General features: G+C 70.7%; 24 protein-coding genes. 15 read left to right on the top strand and 9 right to left on the bottom strand.

The genetic code is table 11. The features are described 5' to 3' along the window. Positions 1 to 11: 11 nt before the first annotated feature. Positions 12 to 758, bottom strand: a complete 747-nt coding sequence (locus tag LWF15_RS13450; RefSeq protein ID WP_232810972.1) for a metal-dependent transcriptional regulator — start codon at positions 756 to 758, stop codon at positions 12 to 14. 296 nt (positions 759 to 1,054) lie between these two features. Here LWF15_RS13450 and LWF15_RS13455 point away from each other — a divergent pair, with 296 nt between their 5' ends. The 4 genes from LWF15_RS13455 to LWF15_RS13470 all read left to right on the top strand — a co-directional run bounded on the left by LWF15_RS13455 (position 1,055) and on the right by LWF15_RS13470 (position 4,756). Then, positions 1,055 to 2,038: an AraC family transcriptional regulator gene (locus LWF15_RS13455; protein WP_232810974.1), complete on the top strand. Its 984-nt coding sequence runs from the start codon at positions 1,055 to 1,057 to the stop codon at positions 2,036 to 2,038. A gap of 29 nt (positions 2,039 to 2,067) precedes the next feature. After that, positions 2,068 to 2,706 (top strand): transcriptional repressor LexA, encoded by a 639-nt coding sequence (gene lexA, locus LWF15_RS13460; RefSeq protein ID WP_232810976.1) that lies wholly within the window; start codon positions 2,068 to 2,070, stop codon positions 2,704 to 2,706. Between the two features lie 64 nt (positions 2,707 to 2,770). Next, positions 2,771 to 3,112, top strand: coding sequence for a DUF3140 domain-containing protein (locus LWF15_RS13465; RefSeq protein ID WP_232810977.1), 342 nt, complete (start codon positions 2,771 to 2,773; stop codon positions 3,110 to 3,112). Positions 3,113 to 3,160: 48 nt separating this feature from the next. Continuing rightward, a complete protein-coding gene (locus LWF15_RS13470) occupies positions 3,161 to 4,756 on the top strand; it encodes a hypothetical protein (protein ID WP_232810979.1) in 1,596 nt (531 codons plus the stop codon). Between the two features lie 6 nt (positions 4,757 to 4,762). Here LWF15_RS13470 and LWF15_RS13475 read toward each other — a convergent pair whose 3' ends face one another. The 3 genes from LWF15_RS13475 to LWF15_RS13485 all read right to left on the bottom strand — a co-directional run bounded on the left by LWF15_RS13475 (position 4,763) and on the right by LWF15_RS13485 (position 7,495). Further along, complete coding sequence (locus tag LWF15_RS13475) at positions 4,763 to 5,809, bottom strand: zinc-binding dehydrogenase (protein WP_232810981.1); 1,047 nt, start codon at positions 5,807 to 5,809, stop codon at positions 4,763 to 4,765. A 96-nt stretch (positions 5,810 to 5,905) separates the two neighbouring features. After that, on the bottom strand, positions 5,906 to 6,952 hold the full coding sequence (locus tag LWF15_RS13480; RefSeq protein WP_269810135.1) for a lipoate--protein ligase family protein: 1,047 nt from the start codon (positions 6,950 to 6,952) through the stop codon (positions 5,906 to 5,908). A gap of 84 nt (positions 6,953 to 7,036) precedes the next feature. Continuing rightward, positions 7,037 to 7,495: a GNAT family N-acetyltransferase gene (locus LWF15_RS13485; RefSeq protein WP_232810984.1), complete on the bottom strand. Its 459-nt coding sequence runs from the start codon at positions 7,493 to 7,495 to the stop codon at positions 7,037 to 7,039. A gap of 113 nt (positions 7,496 to 7,608) precedes the next feature. Here LWF15_RS13485 and LWF15_RS13490 point away from each other — a divergent pair, with 113 nt between their 5' ends. Both LWF15_RS13490 and LWF15_RS13495 read left to right on the top strand, forming a co-directional pair. Next, positions 7,609 to 8,478, top strand: coding sequence for a Cof-type HAD-IIB family hydrolase (locus LWF15_RS13490; protein WP_232810986.1), 870 nt, complete (start codon positions 7,609 to 7,611; stop codon positions 8,476 to 8,478). A gap of 142 nt (positions 8,479 to 8,620) precedes the next feature. Next, positions 8,621 to 9,475, top strand: a complete 855-nt coding sequence (locus LWF15_RS13495) for an ATP-grasp fold amidoligase family protein (RefSeq protein WP_232810988.1) — start codon at positions 8,621 to 8,623, stop codon at positions 9,473 to 9,475. Here LWF15_RS13495 and LWF15_RS13500 read toward each other — a convergent pair. After that, a complete protein-coding gene (locus tag LWF15_RS13500; RefSeq protein ID WP_232810989.1) occupies positions 9,426 to 10,397 on the bottom strand; it encodes an EamA family transporter in 972 nt (323 codons plus the stop codon). The two genes, LWF15_RS13495 and LWF15_RS13500, sit on opposite strands and share 50 nt — an antisense overlap. Positions 10,398 to 10,486: 89 nt before the next feature. Between LWF15_RS13500 and LWF15_RS13505 the strand changes: the two genes are divergently transcribed. Continuing rightward, entirely contained in the window at positions 10,487 to 11,044 is a 558-nt protein-coding gene (locus tag LWF15_RS13505) for a CGNR zinc finger domain-containing protein (protein ID WP_232810991.1), read from the top strand. Positions 11,045 to 11,051: 7 nt separating this feature from the next. Here the strand turns inward: LWF15_RS13505 and LWF15_RS13510 are convergent, their stop codons facing one another. Together LWF15_RS13510 and LWF15_RS13515 are read right to left on the bottom strand one after the other, a co-directional pair. Further along, complete coding sequence (locus tag LWF15_RS13510; protein ID WP_232810993.1) at positions 11,052 to 12,266, bottom strand: outer membrane protein assembly factor BamB family protein; 1,215 nt, start codon at positions 12,264 to 12,266, stop codon at positions 11,052 to 11,054. Between the two features lie 120 nt (positions 12,267 to 12,386). Then, positions 12,387 to 12,848, bottom strand: coding sequence for a response regulator (locus LWF15_RS13515; RefSeq protein WP_232810995.1), 462 nt, complete (start codon positions 12,846 to 12,848; stop codon positions 12,387 to 12,389). A 171-nt stretch (positions 12,849 to 13,019) separates the two neighbouring features. Between LWF15_RS13515 and LWF15_RS13520 the strand changes: the two genes are divergently transcribed. The 4 genes from LWF15_RS13520 (at position 13,020) to LWF15_RS13535 (ending at position 15,434) form a co-directional block, all read left to right on the top strand. Continuing rightward, positions 13,020 to 13,493 (top strand): hypothetical protein, encoded by a 474-nt coding sequence (locus tag LWF15_RS13520; RefSeq protein ID WP_232810996.1) that lies wholly within the window; start codon positions 13,020 to 13,022, stop codon positions 13,491 to 13,493. A 36-nt stretch (positions 13,494 to 13,529) separates the two neighbouring features. Continuing rightward, entirely contained in the window at positions 13,530 to 14,102 is a 573-nt protein-coding gene (locus tag LWF15_RS13525; protein WP_232810998.1) for a hypothetical protein, read from the top strand. Positions 14,103 to 14,191: 89 nt separating this feature from the next. Next, positions 14,192 to 14,851 (top strand): DsbA family protein, encoded by a 660-nt coding sequence (locus tag LWF15_RS13530; protein ID WP_232811000.1) that lies wholly within the window; start codon positions 14,192 to 14,194, stop codon positions 14,849 to 14,851. Beyond that, a complete protein-coding gene (locus LWF15_RS13535) occupies positions 14,841 to 15,434 on the top strand; it encodes a vitamin K epoxide reductase family protein (RefSeq protein ID WP_232811003.1) in 594 nt (197 codons plus the stop codon). The genes LWF15_RS13530 and LWF15_RS13535 overlap by 11 nt, the downstream gene beginning before the upstream one ends. 4 nt (positions 15,435 to 15,438) lie before the next feature. On the opposite strand, the gene LWF15_RS13540 is transcribed toward LWF15_RS13535, so the two are convergent. Then, positions 15,439 to 16,110 (bottom strand): arsenate reductase/protein-tyrosine-phosphatase family protein, encoded by a 672-nt coding sequence (locus tag LWF15_RS13540; RefSeq protein WP_232811005.1) that lies wholly within the window; start codon positions 16,108 to 16,110, stop codon positions 15,439 to 15,441. Positions 16,111 to 16,156: 46 nt separating this feature from the next. Between LWF15_RS13540 and chrA the strand changes: the two genes are divergently transcribed. The 4 genes from chrA to LWF15_RS13560 all read left to right on the top strand — a co-directional run bounded on the left by chrA (position 16,157) and on the right by LWF15_RS13560 (position 19,940). Then, the gene (chrA, locus tag LWF15_RS13545) at positions 16,157 to 17,380 is read left to right on the top strand and encodes a chromate efflux transporter (RefSeq protein WP_232811013.1); all 1,224 of its coding nucleotides are present in this window, start codon (positions 16,157 to 16,159) and stop codon (positions 17,378 to 17,380) included. Between the two features lie 104 nt (positions 17,381 to 17,484). After that, a complete protein-coding gene (locus LWF15_RS13550; RefSeq protein WP_232811015.1) occupies positions 17,485 to 18,444 on the top strand; it encodes an SDR family oxidoreductase in 960 nt (319 codons plus the stop codon). An 18-nt stretch (positions 18,445 to 18,462) separates the two neighbouring features. After that, a complete protein-coding gene (locus LWF15_RS13555; RefSeq protein ID WP_232811017.1) occupies positions 18,463 to 19,275 on the top strand; it encodes a helix-turn-helix transcriptional regulator in 813 nt (270 codons plus the stop codon). A 167-nt stretch (positions 19,276 to 19,442) separates the two neighbouring features. Continuing rightward, positions 19,443 to 19,940, top strand: a complete 498-nt coding sequence (locus LWF15_RS13560; RefSeq protein WP_232811018.1) for a hypothetical protein — start codon at positions 19,443 to 19,445, stop codon at positions 19,938 to 19,940. Between the two features lie 65 nt (positions 19,941 to 20,005). Here LWF15_RS13560 and LWF15_RS13565 read toward each other — a convergent pair whose 3' ends face one another. After that, a complete protein-coding gene (locus LWF15_RS13565; protein ID WP_408623195.1) occupies positions 20,006 to 20,701 on the bottom strand; it encodes a GTP pyrophosphokinase in 696 nt (231 codons plus the stop codon). Between the last annotated feature and the right edge of the window lie 203 nt (positions 20,702 to 20,904).

The raw sequence follows: 20,904 nt of genomic DNA on the forward strand, positions 1-20,904 counted from the left end.
CCCGGGGCGGCTCACCCGGCCGTACCGGCCCCGGCCAGCTCGGCGCCGAGCGGCTCCGGACCGGGGTGGCCCGGGGCCTCGGTGCTGACGAACAGGTGCCGGGCCAGCCGTTCGGGCAGGCTCACCTCGTGCTCGTCGCCCCGGGTCAGGGTCACGGTGGCGGCCTGGGCCCGGGGGGCGGCGATCGCGGCGCCGGGAGTCAGGCCGAGGTCGAGCAGTTCCTGCAGCGCGTCCGGGTCGGCCTGGAGGGGCTCGCCGATCCAGGCGATCGTGCGGGCCGGGTGTTCACTGCCGGTCCGGCCGGCCGAGGCCGCGAGGCGGGCCAGGTTCTCCACCGGCCCGGCCTGCCCGGCGGCGATCGGGTTGCCGTAGGGCGACAGTCGCGGGTGCCCGAGCAGCTTGTTGATCAAGCTCTCGGTGTGGTCGCTGACCACGTGCTCCCAGCGGCAGGCCTCGGTGTGCAGCAGCGGCCACTCCAGGCCGACCACCTGCTGCAGGAACACCTCGGTGAGCCGGTGCTTGCGCATCACGGCGCCGGCCGTGGTGCGCCCGGTGACGGTCAGCGTGATGCGGCGGTCGGCGCCCAGGTCGAGCAGCTGGTCGCGGCGCAGGCGGTCGACGGTCTGGCTGACCGTGGGGCCGGAATGGCCGAAGCGCTCCACCAGCCGGGCGCGCAGGGCGGCGACACCCTCCTCCTCGAGCTCGAGGACGGCCTTCAGGTACATCTCGCCGGTGTCGACGAGATCGTGGTCGTTCATCGGACCTCCCAACCGAACGGGTCGTCCCCCGACAATAGACCCCCAGATTTGAATGAATCAAATCTAGCGGTCTACTGCCAGGCCGCACCACTCCGGTGGAGGGGGTCCTGGGCGGTGCGGCCCGGCAGGTTATGACGACCCGCAGGGAGGAGCGGGCCCGTACTGCCTACCGGCCGCGACCGCTCGGCGCCCAGTCCGGCCGGCCCGGAGTTCGCTTTCGGAATGGCTGCTTCGTCATCTGTCCGTAGCTATACAGTGACGCGTAGTTAGATCTCGGGAGGACGGGGGAAGCTGCGATGGCGGATCCTGAGGGCGGCGCGGTGCGGACCTCGTCGGTGGTGACCGACCGGCCGGAGGTGGCGGCCCAGCTGATCGGGCGGATCTTCGCCCGCACCCGGCTGGACCTGGACGCCGTCGACAGCGAGTTCCAGTTCCGGGTGGTGCGGGCCGAGACCGGTGAGCTGGCCTGCGGGGTGCAGCGGTGGGGGTTCACCGGGCGCTCGGTGTCCGAGCCGCTCAGCACCTTCGCCACCGTCCTGGTCGGCGACGGCTCGATGACCCAGGCCCGGTCCGGCCGCCCGGACCTCACCCTCGGCCCGGGCGAGGTGTGGCGCAGCGACACCGTGCAGGCCACCCACGCCACCTGGACGCCGCACTCCACCTTCATGACCCTGCACCTGCCGCTGGCCAGCATCGCCGAGGCCGCCGGTTCGATGACCGACGCCCCGGCCACCGACGTCCGGTTCCTCGACAACGTGCCGCTCGACCGGGCCTCCGGCCGCTACTGGGCCGACCTCGTGCGGATGACCTACCGGGAGTCCACGGCCGCGCAGTCCTGCCTGGCCAGCCCGCTGATCCGGGCCCACCTGGTGCGCACCCTGACCACCGCGGCCCTGAACGTGTTCCCCAACACGATCATGACCAGCCAGTACCTCAGCGACGGCGGCCACGTCGGGCCGGCCACGCTGCGGCGGGCGGTGGCCCACATGTACGCCTACAGCGCCCAGCCCCTGACCCTCGGCCAGATCGCCCAGGCCGCGGGGGTCAGCTCCCGGGCCCTGCAGAAGGCCTTCACCCGGCACTACGGCAGCACCCCGATGAAGTACCTGCAGGGCATCCGGCTCGAACAGGCGCACCGGGACCTGCGAGCGGCCGATCCCACCTACGGCGACACGGTGACCGAGATCGCCCGGCGCTGGGGGTTCAGCAACCCGGGCCGGTTCGCCACCGCCTACCGGCGCCTGTACGGCGTGCACCCCAGCACGACACTGCTGAACTGAGGGCGAACGACGTCTGACAGAATCCCGGCGTGCTGGAGGATTTGGACACATCGGTCCTGAACGACCGGCAGCGGCAGATCCTGGGCATCATCCAGAAGTCGGCGCTGCGCAACGGCTACTCGCCGACCACCCGCGAGATCGCCGACGCGGCCGGGCTGGCCTCGGCCTCCACGGTCAGCCGGCACCTGCGCCGCCTGGAGGACCTGGGGTTCCTGCGCCGGGGCCGGGCCACCCGCCCGGTCGACGTGCGGATGTTCCTGGCCGAGCCCTCGGCGCCGGAACCGGAACGGCCAGGCACCATCGGTGTGCCGGTGCTCGGCGACATCGCCGCAGGGCAGCCCATCCTGGCCCAGGAGATCTCCGACGAGATCCTGCCCCTGCCCCGCGACCTGGTCGGCAAGGGCACGCTGTTCGGGTTGCGGGTGCGCGGTGACTCGATGATCGACGCGGCCATCTGCGACGGCGACATCGTGGTGGTCAAGCAGCAGCCGGAGGCCTACAACGGCGAGATCGTCGCCGCCCTGATCGACGACGAGGCCACCGTCAAGGTGTTCCGCCGCCGCAACGGGCACGTGGTCCTGGAACCCCGCAACCCGGCGTACGCCGACATCGACGGCGACCAGGCCCGGATCCTGGGCAAGGTGGTCTCGGTGCTGCGGCGCACCTGAACTGCCGTCCTGAGCTGCCGTCCGGAACTGCGCGGCCCGGCGCCCGGGGGTATCACTGGTCACCATGAGTGAGTCGGAAGACACCCGTCGCGAGTTCGGCGAAGTCGTGAACATGACGCCCAGGCAGCTGGAGAAGTGGCTGGACACCGAGGAGTCGAAGTCGGTGGGGCAGAAGAAGGACGGTGGTGAGTCCACCGGGCACTCCTCCGGCCGGCACATCGTCTCGATCCTGCAGAAGAAGCAGGCCGACCTGACCGAGGCCGACGACAAGCACATGACCAAGGTGGTCGGCTACGTACGGCGGCACTCGGCGCAGCGCCCCTCCGGCGACGTCACCGACACCGCCTGGCGCTACTCCCTGATGAACTGGGGCCACGACCCATTGAAGGACCCGAAGGGCAAGTAGGCGGGGCGGTCCCCTCTCCGGGCCCACGCGTTGCATAGGGTCACATGTGTGGAAATTGTTCGCGAAGGCATGTCCGACGGGGGCGGAAGGGACGAAACGCCACCCCCGGGCCCGGCCGTGGTCACCGGGGCCACGCTCGACCCGATGGCGGCGGGAGTCATCACCCTCCTGATCCAGCCGATGCTGCGCGCCGGTGAGAAGATCCGGGCCGTCGTGGCCGAGGACCACGCCCAGCGCCGCCTGCACGTGGTCACCCAGCAGCGCTGCATCAGCTTCGACCGGCGCAAGCAGGCCGTCGCCGCCCAGTTCGAGGTGCGGATGGTGGTGCGCGCCGAGCTGACCCAGGACGGGATAGGTCACCGCGCCGACGTGGAGTGCGCCAACGGGCGGTTCATCGAGCTGCGCACCACCAGCGCCCAGGACGCCCGGACGCTCGGCACCGCCGTGGTCCGCGCCTGCGACGAGGCGCTGCACGACGTCGAGACCCTGGTGCCCTTCGAGACCTCCGACGCCACCGCCACCCGCATGCTCGCCTCCGGGCAGACCCGCTGGGAGCTGACCGTCTCCCCGGAGGAGGTGCGGGCCCGGGACGTGTCCGGGGTGCTCGCCCTGCTCGCCCCGCTGCTGGCCAACCCCCTGTTGGCCCGGCGCAGCGTGGAGTCGGTGACCCTGAGCGTCGAGGGCTACGGCGGCCGGTCGGCCCAGCTGTGGGAGATCGCCGAGGTGCGCACCTACCTGCAGCACCTGGACGCCCAGTTCCCCTACTGGTTCGCGTTCCTCGACAAGCAGGACCCGGGACTGAGCACGGTGGTGCGCAGTGCCCTGCCGGTCGGCTTCACCGCCGACAAGCTGGGGGAGCGCCTGACCGGCTGGTGGATGCCGGCCCTGCGACGGATCGTCGACTTCGTCGGGCTGGACGAGGACGTGCACGACATCCTGGTCGCGCGCAGCCTGGCCTACCTGCGCCTGGGCCCGGACGAGGCGGTGACGCCCGAGCTGCCCTCGCTGGCCCTGCCGGACCAGGACGAGGAGGACGACTTCGAGCCTCTCGACGAGCAGGAGGTCCTCGGCGAGCTGGCGCAGCTGCTGCCCGAGCTGCCGCCCACCTGGGACGCCGGGCCGGAGGACGACCTGCTGGTGTTCCTGTGGTCGGTGCTGGACGAGAAGGGCCTGGTGCGCCGGCGCAGCCAGGTCGAGCACGTGCGCTGCGTGGCCTCGGTGCTGGCCCTGCACAAGCTGCGGTCGCTGTTCCACCACCAGGTCTTCGGGGTGGGCGCGTCCGAGGAGCAGTACCGGTTCCCGGCCGCGGCCCTGGTGGGTGCCTTCCCGCGGGCCGAGCCGTTCTGGATCGGCGTGCACGCCGGGGCCGACGCCACCTTCGACGCCCCGATCGAGACCACCGGTCCCTCGGAGCGCTGGGCGGTGGAGGCCCTGGAGGACCTGGCCCGCAACCAGTACGACGAGGTGGTGCCGGCGCTGCGCCGCGCGCTGGGCGAGAACGCCCTGTTCGCCGCCCTGCTGGCCTCCCGCAGCGAGGGCACCCGCTATCCGATCCCCGAGGCGGTGGTCGACGAACTGCGGGGCAGCGACCTCGACGGCACGCTGGGGGAGGCCTGGGACTGGCTCGGCGAACAGGGGCGCTGAAGCCGGTCAGCTCGGCCGGATCACGACTTTCAGCGCCTGGTGGGCGGCGGCGTCGGCGAAGGTCTGGTACGCCTCGGCCATCTGCCCGAGGTGGAAGCGGTGGGTTCCCATCTTCTCGGCCGGGATCCGGCCACTGGCGACCATTCTCAGCAGGGTGGGGATCGAGACGGTGTCCACCAGGCCCATCCGCAGCGTGATGTTGCGGATCCACAGGTCCTGCACCGGCAGCTCGACCGGCGCGCCGTGCACGCCCACGTTGGCGATCGTGCCGCCGGGGCGGGTCACCGCGACGGCGGTCAGCAGCGTCTGCGGGTAGCCGACCGCCTCGATCGCCACGTCGACGCCGAGACCGTCGGTCAGGGCCAGGATCTCGGCCACCGTGCCGGGCCCGGCCTCGACCGTGTCGGTGGCACCGAACTCCAGCGCCTTCTCCAGCCGGAACTTGTTGGAGTCGACCGCGATCACCCGGGAGGCGCCCCACAGGCCGGTGGTGAGCACCGCCGCCAGCCCGACGGCGCCGGCCCCGATCACGGCCACGGTGTCGCCCGGGCGCACGTCACCGGCCAGCACCCCGACCTCGTACCCGGTGGGCAGCGAGTCGGCCAGGAAGATCGCCTGCTCGTCACTGACCGACTCCGGCACGGCGTACAGCGAGGTGTCGGCGTAGGGCACCCGCACGAACTCGGCCTGGGTGCCGTCGATCAGGTGGCCGAGGATCCAGCCGATGCCGCCGACGCTCTGGCAGTGCGAGGGCATGCCCTGCTGGCAGTAGCCGCAGCGGCCGCACCGGGTGACCGCCGGCACCAGGACCCGGTCGCCCACGGCGAACCCGGCGACGGCCGGGCCGACCGCGGTGACCGTGCCGACCGCCTCGTGCCCGAGGATCCGGCCCTCGGTGACGGCCGGCACGTCGCCCTGCAGGATGTGCAGGTCGGTGCCGCAGATCGTGGTGGTGTCGACCCGGACGACCGCGTCGGTGGGTTCGAGCAGGACCGGATCAGGAACGTCCTGCCAGGTGCCGTTCCCCGCGCTGTGGTAGACGAACGCCTTCATGGCCGGCTCCTTCTCTCGCCCGGGCGCGGCCGACGGCGGCCGCCTCCGGGCCAGTGTCAGGGCGACCGGACGGGCCGGGCGTCTCACTTTGCGACATCAGGGCACGCGGGCCAGCCAGGCCGGGTCGCGGTACTTGCTCTCGGCCAGCTGCTCGGCCTCGGCCCGGGTGGCCCCGTCCAGCTGGGCCGGTTCCAGGCCGTAGCTGGTGCGGAAGTGCTCCAGCATCGCCTCGATCACCTTCTCGCGGGGCAGGCCGGTCTGCGAGCGGATCGGGTCGACCCGCTTGACCGCGCTGCGGATGCCCTTGTCGGCCAGCTTCTCCCGGCCGATCCGGATGATGTCGAGCATCTTGGCCGCGTCGATGTCGTAGGACATGGTCACGTGGTGCAGCACCGCGCCCGAGGCCAGGCGCTTCTGCGCGGCGCCGCCGATCTTGCCGGCCGGTGAGGCGATGTCGTTGAGCGGCACGTAACTGGCGTCCACGCCGAGCTCGCGCAGGGCGCGGATCACCCAGGCGTCCAGGAACGCGTACGAGTCGGCGAAGCTCAGGCCCTCGACCAGGGTGGCCGGAACGTAGAGCGAGTAGGTGATGGTGTTACCGGGCTCGACGAACATGGCCCCACCGCCGGAGATGCGGCGCACCACGGTGGCCTCGTGCCGGTCGGCGGCCTCCCGGTCGACCTCGTTCGACAGCGACTGGAACGAGCCGATGATCACCGCGTTCGAGGCCCAGTCCCACACCCGCAGGGTCGGCGGGCGCTCCCCGGCCCCGACCTGGCGGGCGATCACCTCGTCCAGCGCCATCTGCATGTGCGGGTGCTGCCGGCCGGTGTCGAGCAGCTCGAACCGGTGGTCGCGCCAGGCCGTCGAGCGCCCGAGGGCCCGCAGCACGGCCAGGCCCACGGCGGGCGGGTCGAAGCCGACCATCACCGCGTCCTGCCGGCCGGACTCCACCGCCTCCACCAGCGTGGACAGCGGGGCGGAGGCGGAGACGCCCTCGAGGGCGTCGCTGATGCGGCCCAGGGCCTCGTCCGGCTCGAGGAAGAAGTCGCCGGACAGCACCACGTCGGCCAGCCGGCCCTGACGCACCGTCAGGTCGGCCACCACCAGCTTGCCGCCGGAGACCTTGTACTCACCGTGCAGACGGGAATCGGAGTTCACCACTGGGGCAACCGCCCCCGCCCGGCCGACATGCCCACCGAGATGCAGAGGAGGGCCACCTCACAGCTACAGATCGACCCCGAGCACGGGCCAGGTGTTCGGCACGAATCCCGCCCGCTGGTACATCCCGTGACCCTCCGCCGTGGCGAACAGCCTCGCCCGCACCGGGGGTGGCAGCTGCCGTCCCCAGTCCAGCACCGCTTCGAACACCGCAGTGGCGTAGCCGCGGCCCCGGAACTCGGGCAGCGTGCACACATTGCTGATGTAGAGGTCCTGGCCGAAGGGCCGGGACGGGCTCGGCTGGGACCGACTCAGCGATCCCAGCGCACCCGAGACCACCCGTCCCTCGACCCGGATCACCTTGATGCAGTGCTCGGTGCTGCCGATCAGGGCGGCGAACCAGCGCTCGGCGTGCTCCGGCCAGCCCGGCACCGTCTCCGTCGGGCCCATCGCGACGAACATCTGGGTGCGCAGGTGCACCAGGTCGGGCAGGTCGGCCACGACTGCGTCATTCACCTCGGTCATGTCCGGCATGGTAGGCATCCGGTGACCTGCCTCACGTCCGAGCACTCGGGCCCGCGACCGTGGTTGATGCAGCAACTAGATTGGCTGTGTCCCCTCACTGCAAGGAGCCAGGTTTGTCCAGCACCGCCGAGTCCGCCCCGACCACCCCGCAGGTCCGGGCCGGCCGCGAAGAGTTCGACCCGCGGCTGGTGGTGGCGGACATGGACGGCACCCTGCTGGACGGCGAGGGTCGCATCCCCGAGAGGTTCTGGCCGCTGCTGGAGCGGATGCACAGCCGGGGGATCGTCTTCGTACCCGCCAGCGGGCGGCAGTACGCCACCCTGAGCCGCCTGTTCGAGCGCGCCCCGGCCGACACCCCCTACGTCGCCGAGAACGGCACCTACCTGGTCAAGGACGGCCTCGAGCTGGCCTCGACCACGCTGGCGCGGGCGATCGTGGTGGAGGCCATCACCTACCTGCGGGAGCTGGGCCGCACCGAGCTGGAGCTCGGCGTGGTGCTGTGCGGCAAGCGCTCGGCCTATGTCGAGCGGGCGGACGAGCCGTTCTTGTCGGAGGTGCGCAAATACTACGCCGCGCTGGAGGTCGTCGACGACCTGCTGGTGCCCGACGACGAGGTGCTCAAGATCGCGGTGTTCGACTTCGGTGACGCCGAGACCGGGGCCGGGCCCCGGCTGGACCGGTTCCGCGAGGCCAGCCAGGTCGTGATCTCCAACCACCACTGGGTCGACATCATGGCCTCGGGTGCCAACAAGGGCGCCGCGGTGCAGCAGCTGCAGCAGCGCCTGGGCATCACCCGCGAGCAGACCGTGGCCTTCGGCGACTACCTGAACGACCTGGAGATGCTCGACACCGCCACCTGGTCGTTCGCGATGGCCAACGCCCACCCGGAGGTGCTGGCCCGGGCCGCGGCGATCGCCCCGGCCAACACCGAGCAGGGCATGCTCACCACCCTCACCGAACTGCTGGACCGCGCCGAGGGTTAGCCGGTGCCCCCGCGAGTGGCCGGGTCGCGGCGGGCGTGGGAGAACAGGGGGCGTGGAATCCGCCACCCGCACCGGCAGTTCTCTCGGCTCTGCGCCCACGACCGCTCCGGCACGCCCGAAATGGCGTGAACGCAGTACTCTCGTGCGCGGCCTGAGACTGCTGCGCACTCGCCGCCCAACCACCTTCACCGAGAAGGTGCGTTACAAGATGCTTCGTGACCATCGTCCTCTGGTGGTCACTTTCGCCGACAAGGCGGCCGTGCGTGACTACGTGGCCTCGCGCGTGGGGGAGCAGTACCTGCCCGGATCGTTCGGGATCCTCGACGACCCGGCGGATCTCGAGCGGCTCGACCTGCCCGAGAGCTACGTGGTCAAGCCCACCCACGGCAGCGGGGTGGCGCTGGTCGTCTCACCCCAGGCACCGGCCGAGGCGACCCTGCCGTCGGCGCAGTGGGGCTGGGTGTACCGGCACGTGCGGCCCGAAGCCGCCCCGATGGGCGAGGTGATCGCCATTGCGCGCGGCTGGCTGGGCAAGCTGTACGGCCAGGGCCCCAACCGGGAATGGGCCTACAGTCAGATCCGGCCCCGGGTGATCGTGGAGGAGATGCTCACCGACGCGCACGGTGGCATCCCCGACGACTACAAGTTCTTCGTCTTCCACGGCACCTGCCAGTACGTGCAGGTCGACGCCGGGCGCTTCGCCGAGCGTACCCACGACTTCTTCACCGCCGACTGGAAGCACCTGCCTCTAAGTGGCGGGCCGGCCTGGGCCGATCCGGAGCCCGGCCCGCCGGCCCGGCTGGACGAGATGATCGGTATCGCCGAGAAGCTTGGCAGCGAGACCGATTTCGTGCGGGTCGACCTGTACCACCTGCCCGACCGCATTGTTTTCGGTGAGCTGACCAGCTATCCGGCCGGGGGCGACAGCCCTTTCGATCCCGAGTCGTTCAATACTGAGTTCGGACGGCACTGGCAGGTTCCCCGGAAATATCAGTGACCAGCGGCTGGGGCGGGGGCACCTCGGACTTCTCGGCCCGGACCGCGGCGATACCGGCCAGAATGAACACGCCGCCCAGAATCTGCAGTGCACCGAGCTTCTCGTCGAGCAGCAGCCAGGCGAACAGTGCGGCGAAGGCCACCTCCAGCAGACCGACGAACGAAGCCAGGCGCGAGCCCAGGGCCTCCGAGGCGGTGACTCCGACCGCGTAGGCCAGGGAGGTGGCCACCACCGCGAGCAGGAGCAGGGGAACCCACCAGGGCGCGTTGATGCCGAACATGTCGAGCTCGCCGAAACTGGTTGTCACGGTAAGCAGTCCGGTGGCGCCGATCGCGGCCAGGGTCACGCCGCCGACCAGCAGGCCGGAGGCGGCCAGGGCGACCGGGGGCAGGCCGTCACCGGTACGGGCGGCGATCAGGAAATACACCGCGCAGCCGACCGCGGCGCAGAACGCGAACAGCAGCCCGACCGGGTCGACCGGCTGCAGGGCGCCCGGCCCGATCACCAGCAGCAGGCCGGCGATCGCCAGCACCGATCCGAAAAGCACGGTGGGGGCGGGGATCCTGCGGGTTCGCGCCCAGGCGTGACCGACCAGGAGCAGCGGTGCCAGGAACTCGATCAGCAGCGCCGTCGAGACCGGGATGGTCTGGATCGCCGCGTAGTAGGCGAGCTGGGTGCAGGCCACCCCGGCCATGCCCATCATCAGCACCCGCCCCCGGGCCTGCCACAGCACCGCCCAGCGCCCGCGCAGGGCGAGCACGGCGAGCGGCAGCAGCAGGAGCCCGCCGGTCAGGGCCCGCGCGGTGACCGCCGCGACCGGCGACCAGCCCGCCTCGAGCAGCGGTTTGGCCAGGGTGCCGGAGGTGCCGAACGCGGCGGCGGCCAGCAGTGCGCAGAACAGGCCGGAGGACGTGGACTTCATGGAGTCTCCTCACCGGAGCTCGACTGGGATGGTCAGGAGCGAAGAGCCTTATGCTCATGACGCTAGGAGTCGTCCGGTAAGGAGTCAACTTGCATTTTGCCCCTGACACCGAGGAGGCGCTGGAGTTCCTCGTCGAGCTCGGCAACACCGATCCGGGCGCCAGCCGCAGCGGGCACGACGAACTGGCCACGGTGGCCGACCTGGCCGCGATCCTCGGGCGCTACGTGTTCTCCGGCCGCTTCGACCGCGACGAGGCCGAGCTGCAGGCCGTGCGCGAGACCCGCACGCAGCTGCGCCGGCTCTGGATGCTGGAACGCGACGCTGCTGTCGCCGAGGTCAACCGGCTGCTGCGCGAGGCCGGGGCCCTGCCGCAACTGGTTCGCCACGGCGGTTCCGACTGGCACCTGCACGGCGTCGACCCGCAGGCGCCCCTGGCCGTGCGCATGCAGGTGGAGGCGGCGCTGGCCTTCGTCGACGTGATCCGGACCGATGCAGGCGGCCGGCTGCGGGTGTGCGCGGCCGGAGACTGCACCGGGCTGCTGCTCGACCTCTCGCGCAACGGCTCCAAACGCTTCTGCAGTGTGCGCTGCGGCAACCGGATGAACATGATCGCCTTCCGGAAAAGGAGCCAGGAAGGCGACCTTTAGCCGCGGGTCACCGGCCGTACACCGTCATTGTGGCGCCGGTCGTGACCACCACCCGGTCGCGGGCGACCGTGAGCTCGTCGGCGGTGCCCTTCCACAGGTCACCCAGGACCGCCCCGCTGTCGGCGTCGATCACGGTCCCGTCGGCCAGATAGAGGACGCCCGCGGCCACGACCGCTGGTTCGCTCGCCCCTGCGGGTAGCCGGGTCTGCCAGACCCGTTCGCCGCTGAGCCGGGCATGATCGCACACCGCGTTGCCACAACGGGTGAACAGCAGTTCCGGACCGACCGCGAGCACGGCCTCGGTCTTCAGCCGGTACCGGAGGGCGCCGGTCCGGGCGTTGAGAGCGGCCACGGTGACCGGGAGGAAGCGGCTGTCGCCGGTGATGACGACCGAACCGTCGGCCGCGGCCCGGATCGGGACGAGCGGCACCCGGCCGGTGTTCTTCCAGAGGATCCGCCCGTCGCTGAGCCGGCGGGAGGCCACAGCGGAAGGGCCGGATGCGCGGCAGTGCGTCATGATCAGCGCGGAACGGACCACCACGGGTAGGCCGGCTCCGCAGCCGGGGCTGAACTTCACCCATGAGGTGGAGCCGTCGCGCACGTCGAGGACGGCCGAATAGCCGCCCTCAACGCTGCTTCCGGTAGTCACGACGTGCCGCCCGGAGACCGAGAGCCACGACCAGGGGCCCGGTTCGCGGCTCTGCCAGAGCCGGCGGCCGTCACTGGTAGAGAAGGCGTGCACCCGGCCCTGTGTGGCTATGGGTGGGCGGCAGTTCAGGCCGACCGCCAGGAGTCGGTCGCCGCTGACGGTCAATTCGCCCCATTGGGTGTTGTCGCCGGTGGCGTCTACCTGTTTCTGCCAGATCAGGGCGCCGGAGCGGAGACTGCGGGCGGTCAGCCAGACGGTGACGGTGCCGGAGATCTGCCGGGTGCGCAGGGCGTAGAGGCGGTTGCCGCTGACCACGGGGGCGCCTTCGAAGCCCTTTTCCGTCTCGCAGGCCACCGGGCCACCGGTGAACTTCTGCTGAGCCCGTACCCCGGTGACGGTGGAGGGGGTGAGCTGGGAGGGAGCGGTGCTGCTGCGGCTGCGGGCGGCGTCGTGATCGGTCTGCCCCCAGTCGCCCCCGCGCGAGGCGGCGGTCGAGGCCGGGCCGGCCCCGGTGATCAGCGCCAGCAGGATGACAACGAGACCGGTTCGGCGTAGGTGCGCACGTGCGTCCATGATCGGGAACCCCACTACGACGGCGGTGTGTGTTCCCTCAAACGCGCTCGGTGCCGATCTGGTTGTCCGGATGGTCCGCCGGGCTGAGGGCCGGTGAGGTCGGGGCACCGGCCCGCAGCCTCAGGCGTGCCGGGGGTCGTGCGGCAGAACGGTGGAGACGTCCGTGTAGAAGTGGTTGATCTGATCGACCACGGCCTCCAGCTTGTCCAGGTCCAGCGGCTTGGTCACGAACGCGCTCGCGTGCCGGTGGTAGCTGGCCAGGACGTCGGACTCGGCGTCCGAGGTGGTGAAGACGACCACCGGGATGGCCCGCAGCCGTTCCTCGGACTTGATCGCGGTCAGGGCCTCACGGCCGTCGAGCCGGGGCATGTTCAGGTCGAGCACGATCAGGTCCGGCCGGGGGGCGCCGGCGTGCGGGCCCTCGCGCCGCAGGAACTCCAGCGCGGCCTGCCCGTCACCGGCGACGTGCAGGTCCGGTGGGGTGCTCGCGCGTTCGAGAGCTTCGGTGATCATCAGTACGTCGCCGGGGTCGTCCTCGACGAGCAGGACGACCGGGACACGGGAACGGGTTTGGGACGCCACGTGGGGGCGGTCCTCTCTGAGCGGTTACTGCAGGTCGTGGTGGATCCCGCGGTTTGCTGCACGGGTGACCGCACATGATCGCACACGCCTGACCTGCGGCGATAAACAACAGTTGTCGTCCTGTGCTGTTTCTCAGGTTGCGGGCAGTTGATCTTGCGGTGAAGTACGCAGATGGACGGTTTGCCCGGCAATGTGAGCTCTGACGGTCTGCTGATCGCGGCCCATGCAGTGGTGCTGGTCGCCGCAGTGGCTCTGGCCGTGTACGGCATAGTCCGGGCGGTCCGGAGCAACCGGGAGATCGACCGCGAACGCTTGGCTCTGGGTCTGCAGACCCGGGACGTGACCCCGAACCGAGCCCGGAAGGCCCGGATCCGGGCACTGCTGCGTGATCCCGGCAAGAGCGAGGACGCGACTGAGGTGGGCGAACTGCGGCTGGCGGCGATGACGCTGAGATCGCAGCGCGGTCTCGTGCTCAACTTCCTGCCTCTGGCTGTAGTGCAAGGGTTCGGTGCCTTCGACGATCCCGGTCCGCGACGGATCACCTTCACTGTTCTGTTCATCGTGTTCATGGTCGTGAGCGCCGTGCTTCTCGAGCGGGACGCCCGCCTGGGCACGGCCTTCCTGCGCCGCTGCCCCTCCCGTTGATCCCCTCTTCACAGGCGCCGTGGCTATCATGCGGCTGTGAAGAGCGGGGCCCGACCTGGAGCCGCGCTCAGCCCTGCCCGTTTCGTGATCCCGGGCGTGCTCGGACTGCTGGCCGTGGGCTATCTGTGCGCCTCGCTGGCCTCCCCGCTGTTCGCCTCCCTGGCCGTGGGCCTGATCAGCGTCTGCGTGCTGCTGCTGATCAGCGATCGGCGCGGCCCCTGGCTGGCGGTCGAGGCCATGGTGCTCGGCTCGGCCCAGTACGGGCTGCACCACGGGCTCGAGGTGCTCGGCCGGGCCGGGGTGCAGCTTCCCCGGGGCTGTACGGCACCCGACGGAATCCTCGGCTGTGCCGGTGATCTCGGCTGGCGCGGGCTCGTGGTGGTCGGCCTGCGGGTGCTGATCGCCCTCTTGGTGGTGCTCGCCCTGCGGCAGACCCGGCAGGCGCTCGAGCGGTTCGTGGTCTGCGCCCTCGCGCCGCGCGTGCAGTCGCGCATCTTCGGCCTGCGGCAGCTGGTTTCGTGCCGCGCCCGCCGGGCCCAGGCGCTGGAGAGGCTGGTTCGTTCCACGCCGCGGCGCGGTCCACCGATGGCGCCGGCCCTCGGTCTGTAGACCGCGTTTCCGGCTCACGCAGCCGTCTTTCCTCTTCTCGCCACATCGAACTTCGTCCTGCCCGGATTCCGGGTACGGAAGGAAAAGTCATGTCCCGCAACCTCAAGCTTTCCGGTGCCCTGGTCGCCGTCGTCCTTCTGTTCGTCGTCTCCGCCTTCGTCTGGTCGGCCTCGCGCAGCGAGCCGTCCCAGGCCGCCACCAGCACCGGTCAGGGGCAGGTCGTCCGCGACACCTCGCATGTACTGGGCGAACCCGGCCGGACCGAGGTGACCCTGGTCGAGTTCCTCGACTTCGAGTGCCCCTCCTGCGGGGCCTTCCACCCGTACATCGAAGACCTGCGCCAGGCCTACGCCGGACAGGTGACCTTCGTGGTGCGCCAGTTCCCCCTGCCCATGCACGCCAACGCCCAGAACGCGGCCCGCGCAGCCGAGGCGGCGGCCGATCAGGGGCAGTTCGAGGCCATGTACAAGCGGCTTTTCGAGACCCAGGGGCAGTGGGGCAACGGCACCGCGGACCAGGCGCCGCTGTTCCGCACGTATGCCGACGAGTTGGGCCTCGACCTGGCCGAGTACGACGAGGCGGTCAAGGATCCGGCCACCCAGAAGCGGATCGACCAGGACGTGCAGGACGGCACGGACCTCGGCCTCCAGGGCACGCCCTCGTTCTTCCTGAACGGTGAGCCCTTCGAGCCCGACAGCATCGAGGCCTTCCGGGCCGCCATCGACCAGGCCCTGGCCGATGCGAACTGAGACCCGGAACCTGGCCCTGCTGCTCCTGGTCGGTGGATCGATCGGGCTGGCCGCCTCCTTCACCCTGATGGTGGAAAAGGTGCACCTGCTCACCGATCCCGGCTACGTGCCCAGTTGCAGTGTCAATGCGGTGCTCAGCTGCGGGCCGGTGATGTCCAGCGAGCAGGCCGCCGCATTCGGCCTCCCCAACCCCCTGCTCGGCATCGCCGGGTTCCCGCTGCTGATCGCCACCGGCGCGGCCCTTCTGGCCGGGGCCCAGGTGCGGGCCTGGTTCTGGATCGGCCTACAGGCCGGAGTCACGGCCGGTTTCGCCTTCGTGCACTGGCTGATCTATCAAACGCTCTACGAAATCGGTGCCCTGTGCCCCTACTGCATGGTGGTGTGGGCGGTGACCGCACCCGTCTTCTGGTTCGTCACTCTGCACAATTTGAGGACGTCGGTGGTCGGCAAAGCGGGAAATCGCCGGTCCACGTGGGTTTCGGCTCTCGCGACGGTGCCGGCCGTGCCCTTGGTGGTCTGGTACCTCACCGTGTTCTGTCTGGTGGTGATCCGCTTCTGGGACGAGTTCGTGAGCATGGCCTGAGCGCTCAGGCGGCCTGCAGGTGCGGCAGCAGAACCCGCACGCGGCGGTCGATCTCGGCGTAGGCCGTCTCGTAGGCCTGGCGGGTTCCGGCCGGGCTGGGGTTGGGCACCGACCAGTGCAGGCCGGTCTGCAGCCCCAGCTTCTCGTGGGCCCGGTCGCACAGGGTCACGACGAGGTCGCCGGTTTCGGTGACCTCGTCGATGGCCCGGGGCCGGTGCTGCTCGAGGCTGAGCCCGTGCCCGGCTGCCACGGCCAGAAAGTCCTCGGACACCCGGGGAGCCGGGACGACCCCGGCCGAGGTGGCGGGAACCGGGCTGAGCTGTTGCCAGAGGGCGGCGGCCAGGGGTGAGCGGGCGGTGTTGCCGGTGCACACGAACAGCAGGCGCCGGGCCCGGATCGGCGCGGGGAGCTCTCCGGCCTCCAGGGCCTCCGGGGTCAGATGAAGGTACTTGCGCCGCCCATCGCCCTCAGAACGGTTCTCACCGATCAGGCCGGCCTGACCGAGCACGTTCAGGTGGTGGGTGAGCAGGTTGGCCGGGATGCCGAGCTCGGCCCGGACCTGCCCGGCCGACCGGTCGCCCACCGCCAGCAGGTCGACGATGTACAGGCGGGTGACATCGCCCAGGGCGGCGTGGCGCCGGGCCCGGAGCTGCCGTGATGTTTGCTCGATGGACATTGGTTCAAGATTGACTGAACCATTTCGAGCGGTCAAGCTGCACGCCATGACCGACCGGCCCGACCTGTCCGACCCGCCCATCGAGCCCGAGCTGCGTAGGCATCCGGGTACTCCCGGCGAGGTGTTCGCCGCCTTCCTGCAGCTGGGCCTGACCTCGTTCGGCGGGCCGGTAGCTCACCTGGGCTACTTCCGTGAGGCGCTGGTGGTGCGCCGCAAGTGGCTCACCGAGCAGGCCTACGCCGACGTGGTGGCGCTGTGTCAGTTTCTGCCCGGCCCCGCCTCCAGCCAGGTCGGCATGGCGCTGGGCCTGCAGCGGGCCGGATACGCCGGAATGCTGGCCGCCTGGGTGGCCTTCACTCTGCCCTCCGCGCTCGCCCTGGCCGTCTTCGCCTACTTAGTGACCGAGTTCGGCGACCTGGCCCACGCCGGCTGGATCCTCGGGCTGAAGGCGGCCGCCGTGGCGGTGGTCGCCCAGGCGGTGATGGGCATGGCCGGCTCGCTCGCCCCCGACCGCAAGCGGGCCACCGTGGCCGGGGCCGCCACCATCGCGGCCCTGCTGGTCACCGGCCCCTGGGCACAGATCGTGATCATTGCCGTGGCCGCCGGTCTGGGCCTGGCCTGGCTGCGGCGCGAGGCCGCCGAAGTCTCACCCGGCGACGAGAACGCGCTCGAAGTGAAGGTTTCCCATCCGGTCGCGTTGACCTGCCTGGCCCTCTTCGGGGCGCTCCTGATCGTGCTGCCCCTACTGGCCAACGGCGGCCTGCTGCGCCTGGCCGAGATCTTCTACCGCGCCGGGGCTCTGGTGTTCGGTGGCGGCCACGTGGTGCTCCCGCTGCTGGAATCCGAGCTCGTGCCCACCGGCCTGGTCGGGCACGACGAGTTCCTCGCCGGATACGGTGCCGCGCAGGCCGTTCCGGGTCCGCTGTTCACCTTCGCGGCCTACCTGGGCGCCCTCACCGACGGCCTGCCCGGTGTGCTGGTGGCCATCGTGGCCATCTTCCTGCCCGCGGCCCTGCTCGTGGTCGGCGCCCTGCCGTTCTGGACGTCGCTGCGCCGGCTCCCGAACGCCCGCTCGGCCCTGATGGGCGTGAACGCCGGGGTGGTCGGCCTGCTCGCGGCCGCCCTGTACGACCCGGTCTTCACCGAAGGCATCACCTCGGTGCGGGCTCTGGCCCTGGCGGTGGCCGCCTACGTGCTGCTGACCCGCTGGGCCGCGCCGCCCTGGGCCGTGGTGATCGGCGCCGCGCTGGTGGGAGCGGTCGTGCTCTAGGCCGGCCCTAGACAGGGATCGACTGACCGTGGATAACCGGCCGGGCGGGCCAGCAGACTCGAAGGGCAAGCACGAACAGCCCGACGACAAGCGAGGAACCCCTGATGGCCCGCACCCGCCCCGACCTCACCCTCCCCAGCCTCTCCGGACGTCTCGCCGTGGTCACTGGTGCCAGCGACGGCGTCGGTCTGGGACTGGCCACCCGCCTGGCCGCCGCGGGAGCCGAAGTCCTCATGCCCGTCCGCAATCGACGCAAGGGCGAGGCCGCGATCGCCCAGATCCGGAAGACCCAGCCACAAGCCGTCCTCGGTCTGCGTGACCTGGACCTGTCGTCGCTGGAGTCGGTGGCCGCGCTCGCGGCCGGGCTGAACCAGGAGGGCCGGCCGATCCACCTCCTGATCAACAACGCCGGCGTGATGACCCCGCCCGACCGGCAGACCACCGCCGACGGCTTCGAACTGCAGTTCGGCAGCAACCATCTGGGCCACTTCGCCCTGGTCGCCGGGCTGATGCCGCTGCTGCGGGCCGGGCACGCCCGGGTCACCTCGCAGACCAGCGTCGCCGCGCAGCGGGGCCGGATCAACTGGGACGACCTGAACTGGGAGCGCTTGTACCACGGGCAGCGTTCCTACGGGCAGTCCAAGATCGCGTTCGGCCTGTTCGGGCTGGAGCTGCACCGGCGCTCGCAGGCCCAGGGCTGGGGGATCACCAGCAACATCGCCCACCCCGGCATCGCCCCGACCAACCTGCTCAAGGCCCGCCCGGAGATCGGCCGCCCGCAGGCCACCTTCGGCGGGCGGATGATCCAGGCCCTGTCCGAGCGAGGGCTGCTGGTCGGCACCATCGACTCCGCCGGGCTGCCCGCCCTCATGGCGGCGGTCGGCCCAGAATCCAATGGAGGACGGATGTACGGGCCTCGAGGGCTCGGTCACCTCTCCGGGGCGCCGGCTGAGCAGAAGCTCTACCGTCCCCTGCGCAGTGAGACCGAGGCGGCTCGCATCTGGGAGGTCTCCGAGCAGCTCGCCGGGGTGTCGTTCCCCTCGGTCTCGAAGGCCGGCCTCTGATCGAGGAGACTGGCAGACATGGACCGCGCCCAGTTGGCCGACTTCCTGCGCAAACGGCGGGAGGCCCTGCAACCCGAAGATGTCGGCCTGCCGCGTGGCCAGCGCCGGCGCACCGACGGGCTGCGTCGTGAGGAAGTGGCTGCGCTGTGCGGTATCTCGGCCGACTACTACAGCCGGATCGAGCAGCAGCGCGGCCCTCAGCCCTCGGCCCAGATGCTCGCCGCGCTCGCCCGCGGCCTGCACCTGTCCCTGGCCGAGCGCGACCACCTGTTCCAGGTCGGTGGGCATCCCGTGCCGCAGCGCCAACTGCGGGGCGACCACATCACGCCCGGGCTGATGCGGATCCTCGACCGGCTGGAGGACACTCCGGCCCAGGTGCTGAACCACCTGGGCGAGACGCTGCGGCAGACCCGGCCCGCGATCGCCCTGATCGGCGACGACACCCGCTGGGTGGGCAAGGCCCGCAGCCTGGGCTACCGCTGGTTCACCGAACCCGAGGCCCGGCGCATCTATCCACCGGAAGACCACGAAATGCACAGCCGTACGTATGCGGCGGGTATGCGGGAGCTGTACGGGCGAAAGTTGCCGAGGGTGGCCGAATACGTCGAAGAGCTGCTGGAGCGCAGCCCAGAGTTCGCCGCGTACTGGGCTGATCACGAGGTGGGCCTGGGCTACGACGGAAAGCGTTTCTCCCACCCACAACTCGGCGTGCTCGACCTGCAGTGCCAGACCCTGGTCGACCCCGAGCAGCACCAGACGCTGCTGGTGTACACGGCCGCGCCCGGCACCGACAGTTACGAGAAATTGCAGATGCTCTGCGCGGTCGGCTGAACTGCCCGGATCCGGCCGCTTCGCTGCACTCCGCGCCGGACGGGGCCCTTTCGAGTGGTGGTCGCCGGACGAACTGACAGGATTTCCTCACCTCGAACAAAGGGGGAGACAACGGTCACCGCCTCTACCGGCCGACCGTTCCTGCAGCTCGAAAGGTCCCTCACATCATGACCTCGGATTCCGGCCTGCCCACCACCTTCCGTACCCGCAAGGCCCGGCCCACCGGTCTGGCCGTGGCCGCGCTCGGCATCGTCGTGCTCAATGTGTCGCCGTTCCTCGACTGGGTCGAGAACACCGACGATGCAACGGTTTACAGTGGTTATGAGACGGACTCGCTGATCCCGTTCATCGCCTACCTGGGCATCGGCCTGCTCGTCGCCCTCGGCCTGGCCTACCAGCGGGCCCACCGCAACCAGCACCGCGGTCTGACCCTGGTGTCCCTGGCCGTCGCCGTCGCGGCCGCCCTGCAGTCCCTGGCCTTCGCGATCGACCCGATGGGCGCCCTCGAGCGGGGTGAGAACCTCGAGGTGCAGTACGGCGTCTGGGTCGCCCTGATCGGCGCGGTGATCTGGGCCGCCGGCTCGGCCCTGTTCGCCCAGGACGTCGAGGGCGACGACGACGTCGACCACCGCCACGTGGCCGACCCGGCCGGCTACGGTCGCTGAGCGGTCCTGCTCCACGCGGTCCCGAAACCGGAGCCCGTCGTTCCTCCGACCAGGAGCGGCGGGCTTCAGCCGGTCTCGGGCCGGGTGTCCAGCGACAGCTGCCAGAGCCGCTCCAGCAGGTCGTTGTCGATGTCCGGGCCCACCGGCAGGTCGGAGCGGCCGTGCACGCCGTGCACCTCGTGGTGCAGCTGCTCCATCCGCAGATCGAGCTGCTCGGCCGCGTCCGCGGCCTGCTTCAGGTCGTCCCGCAGGTGGCCGGGCACCTCCCGGTCGTACTTGTAGAAGATCTTGTGCTCCAGGCTGGCCCAGAAGTCCATCGCGATGGTGCGCAGCTGCAGCTCGACGATCACCGGGACCGGGCCGGTGGACAGGAACACCGGGATCTCGACGATCGCGTGCAGGCTCTTGTACCCGTTCGGCTTCGGCTCGGCGATGTAGTCCTTCACCTGGATCAGCCGCACGTCGTCCTGCGAGGTCAGGGTCTCCAGCACGCGGTAGGTGTCGGCCCGGAAGCTGCAGGTGATCCGCACGCCGGCGATGTCGGTGATGTGCTTGCGGATCGCGGGCAGGCTGGGCGGCACCCCGCGCCGGGCGGCCTTGCCCAGGATGCTGGCCGGGGACTTCACCCGGGAGTTGACGTGCTCGATCGGGTTGTAGCGGTGCAGCTGCAGGAACTCCTCGCGCAGGATCGAGACCTTGGTCAGGATCTCCTGCACGGCCCAGCGGTACTCCATCTCGAAACGGGTGAAGTCGTCGCGCATCCGGCGGAAGAACTCGATCCGCTCGGCGTCGAGCAGCGCCCCGGGCCCGGCAGCGGTCCTCAGGGCCTTCTCGGCCGTCGTCTCGTCAGCCGGTTCATTAGCCGGTTCGGTAGCCGGCTCGTCAGCGGGTTCGGCGCTGCCACCCACTTCAGCCTCCATGCACCTGGTCCCGGACTCGTTCTGGCCCCGGCAGACTATCCCGG

The organism is Kineosporia rhizophila, from assembly GCF_021277265.1.
GTDB classification, from domain to species: Bacteria; Actinomycetota; Actinomycetes; order Actinomycetales; family Kineosporiaceae; genus Kineosporia; species Kineosporia rhizophila.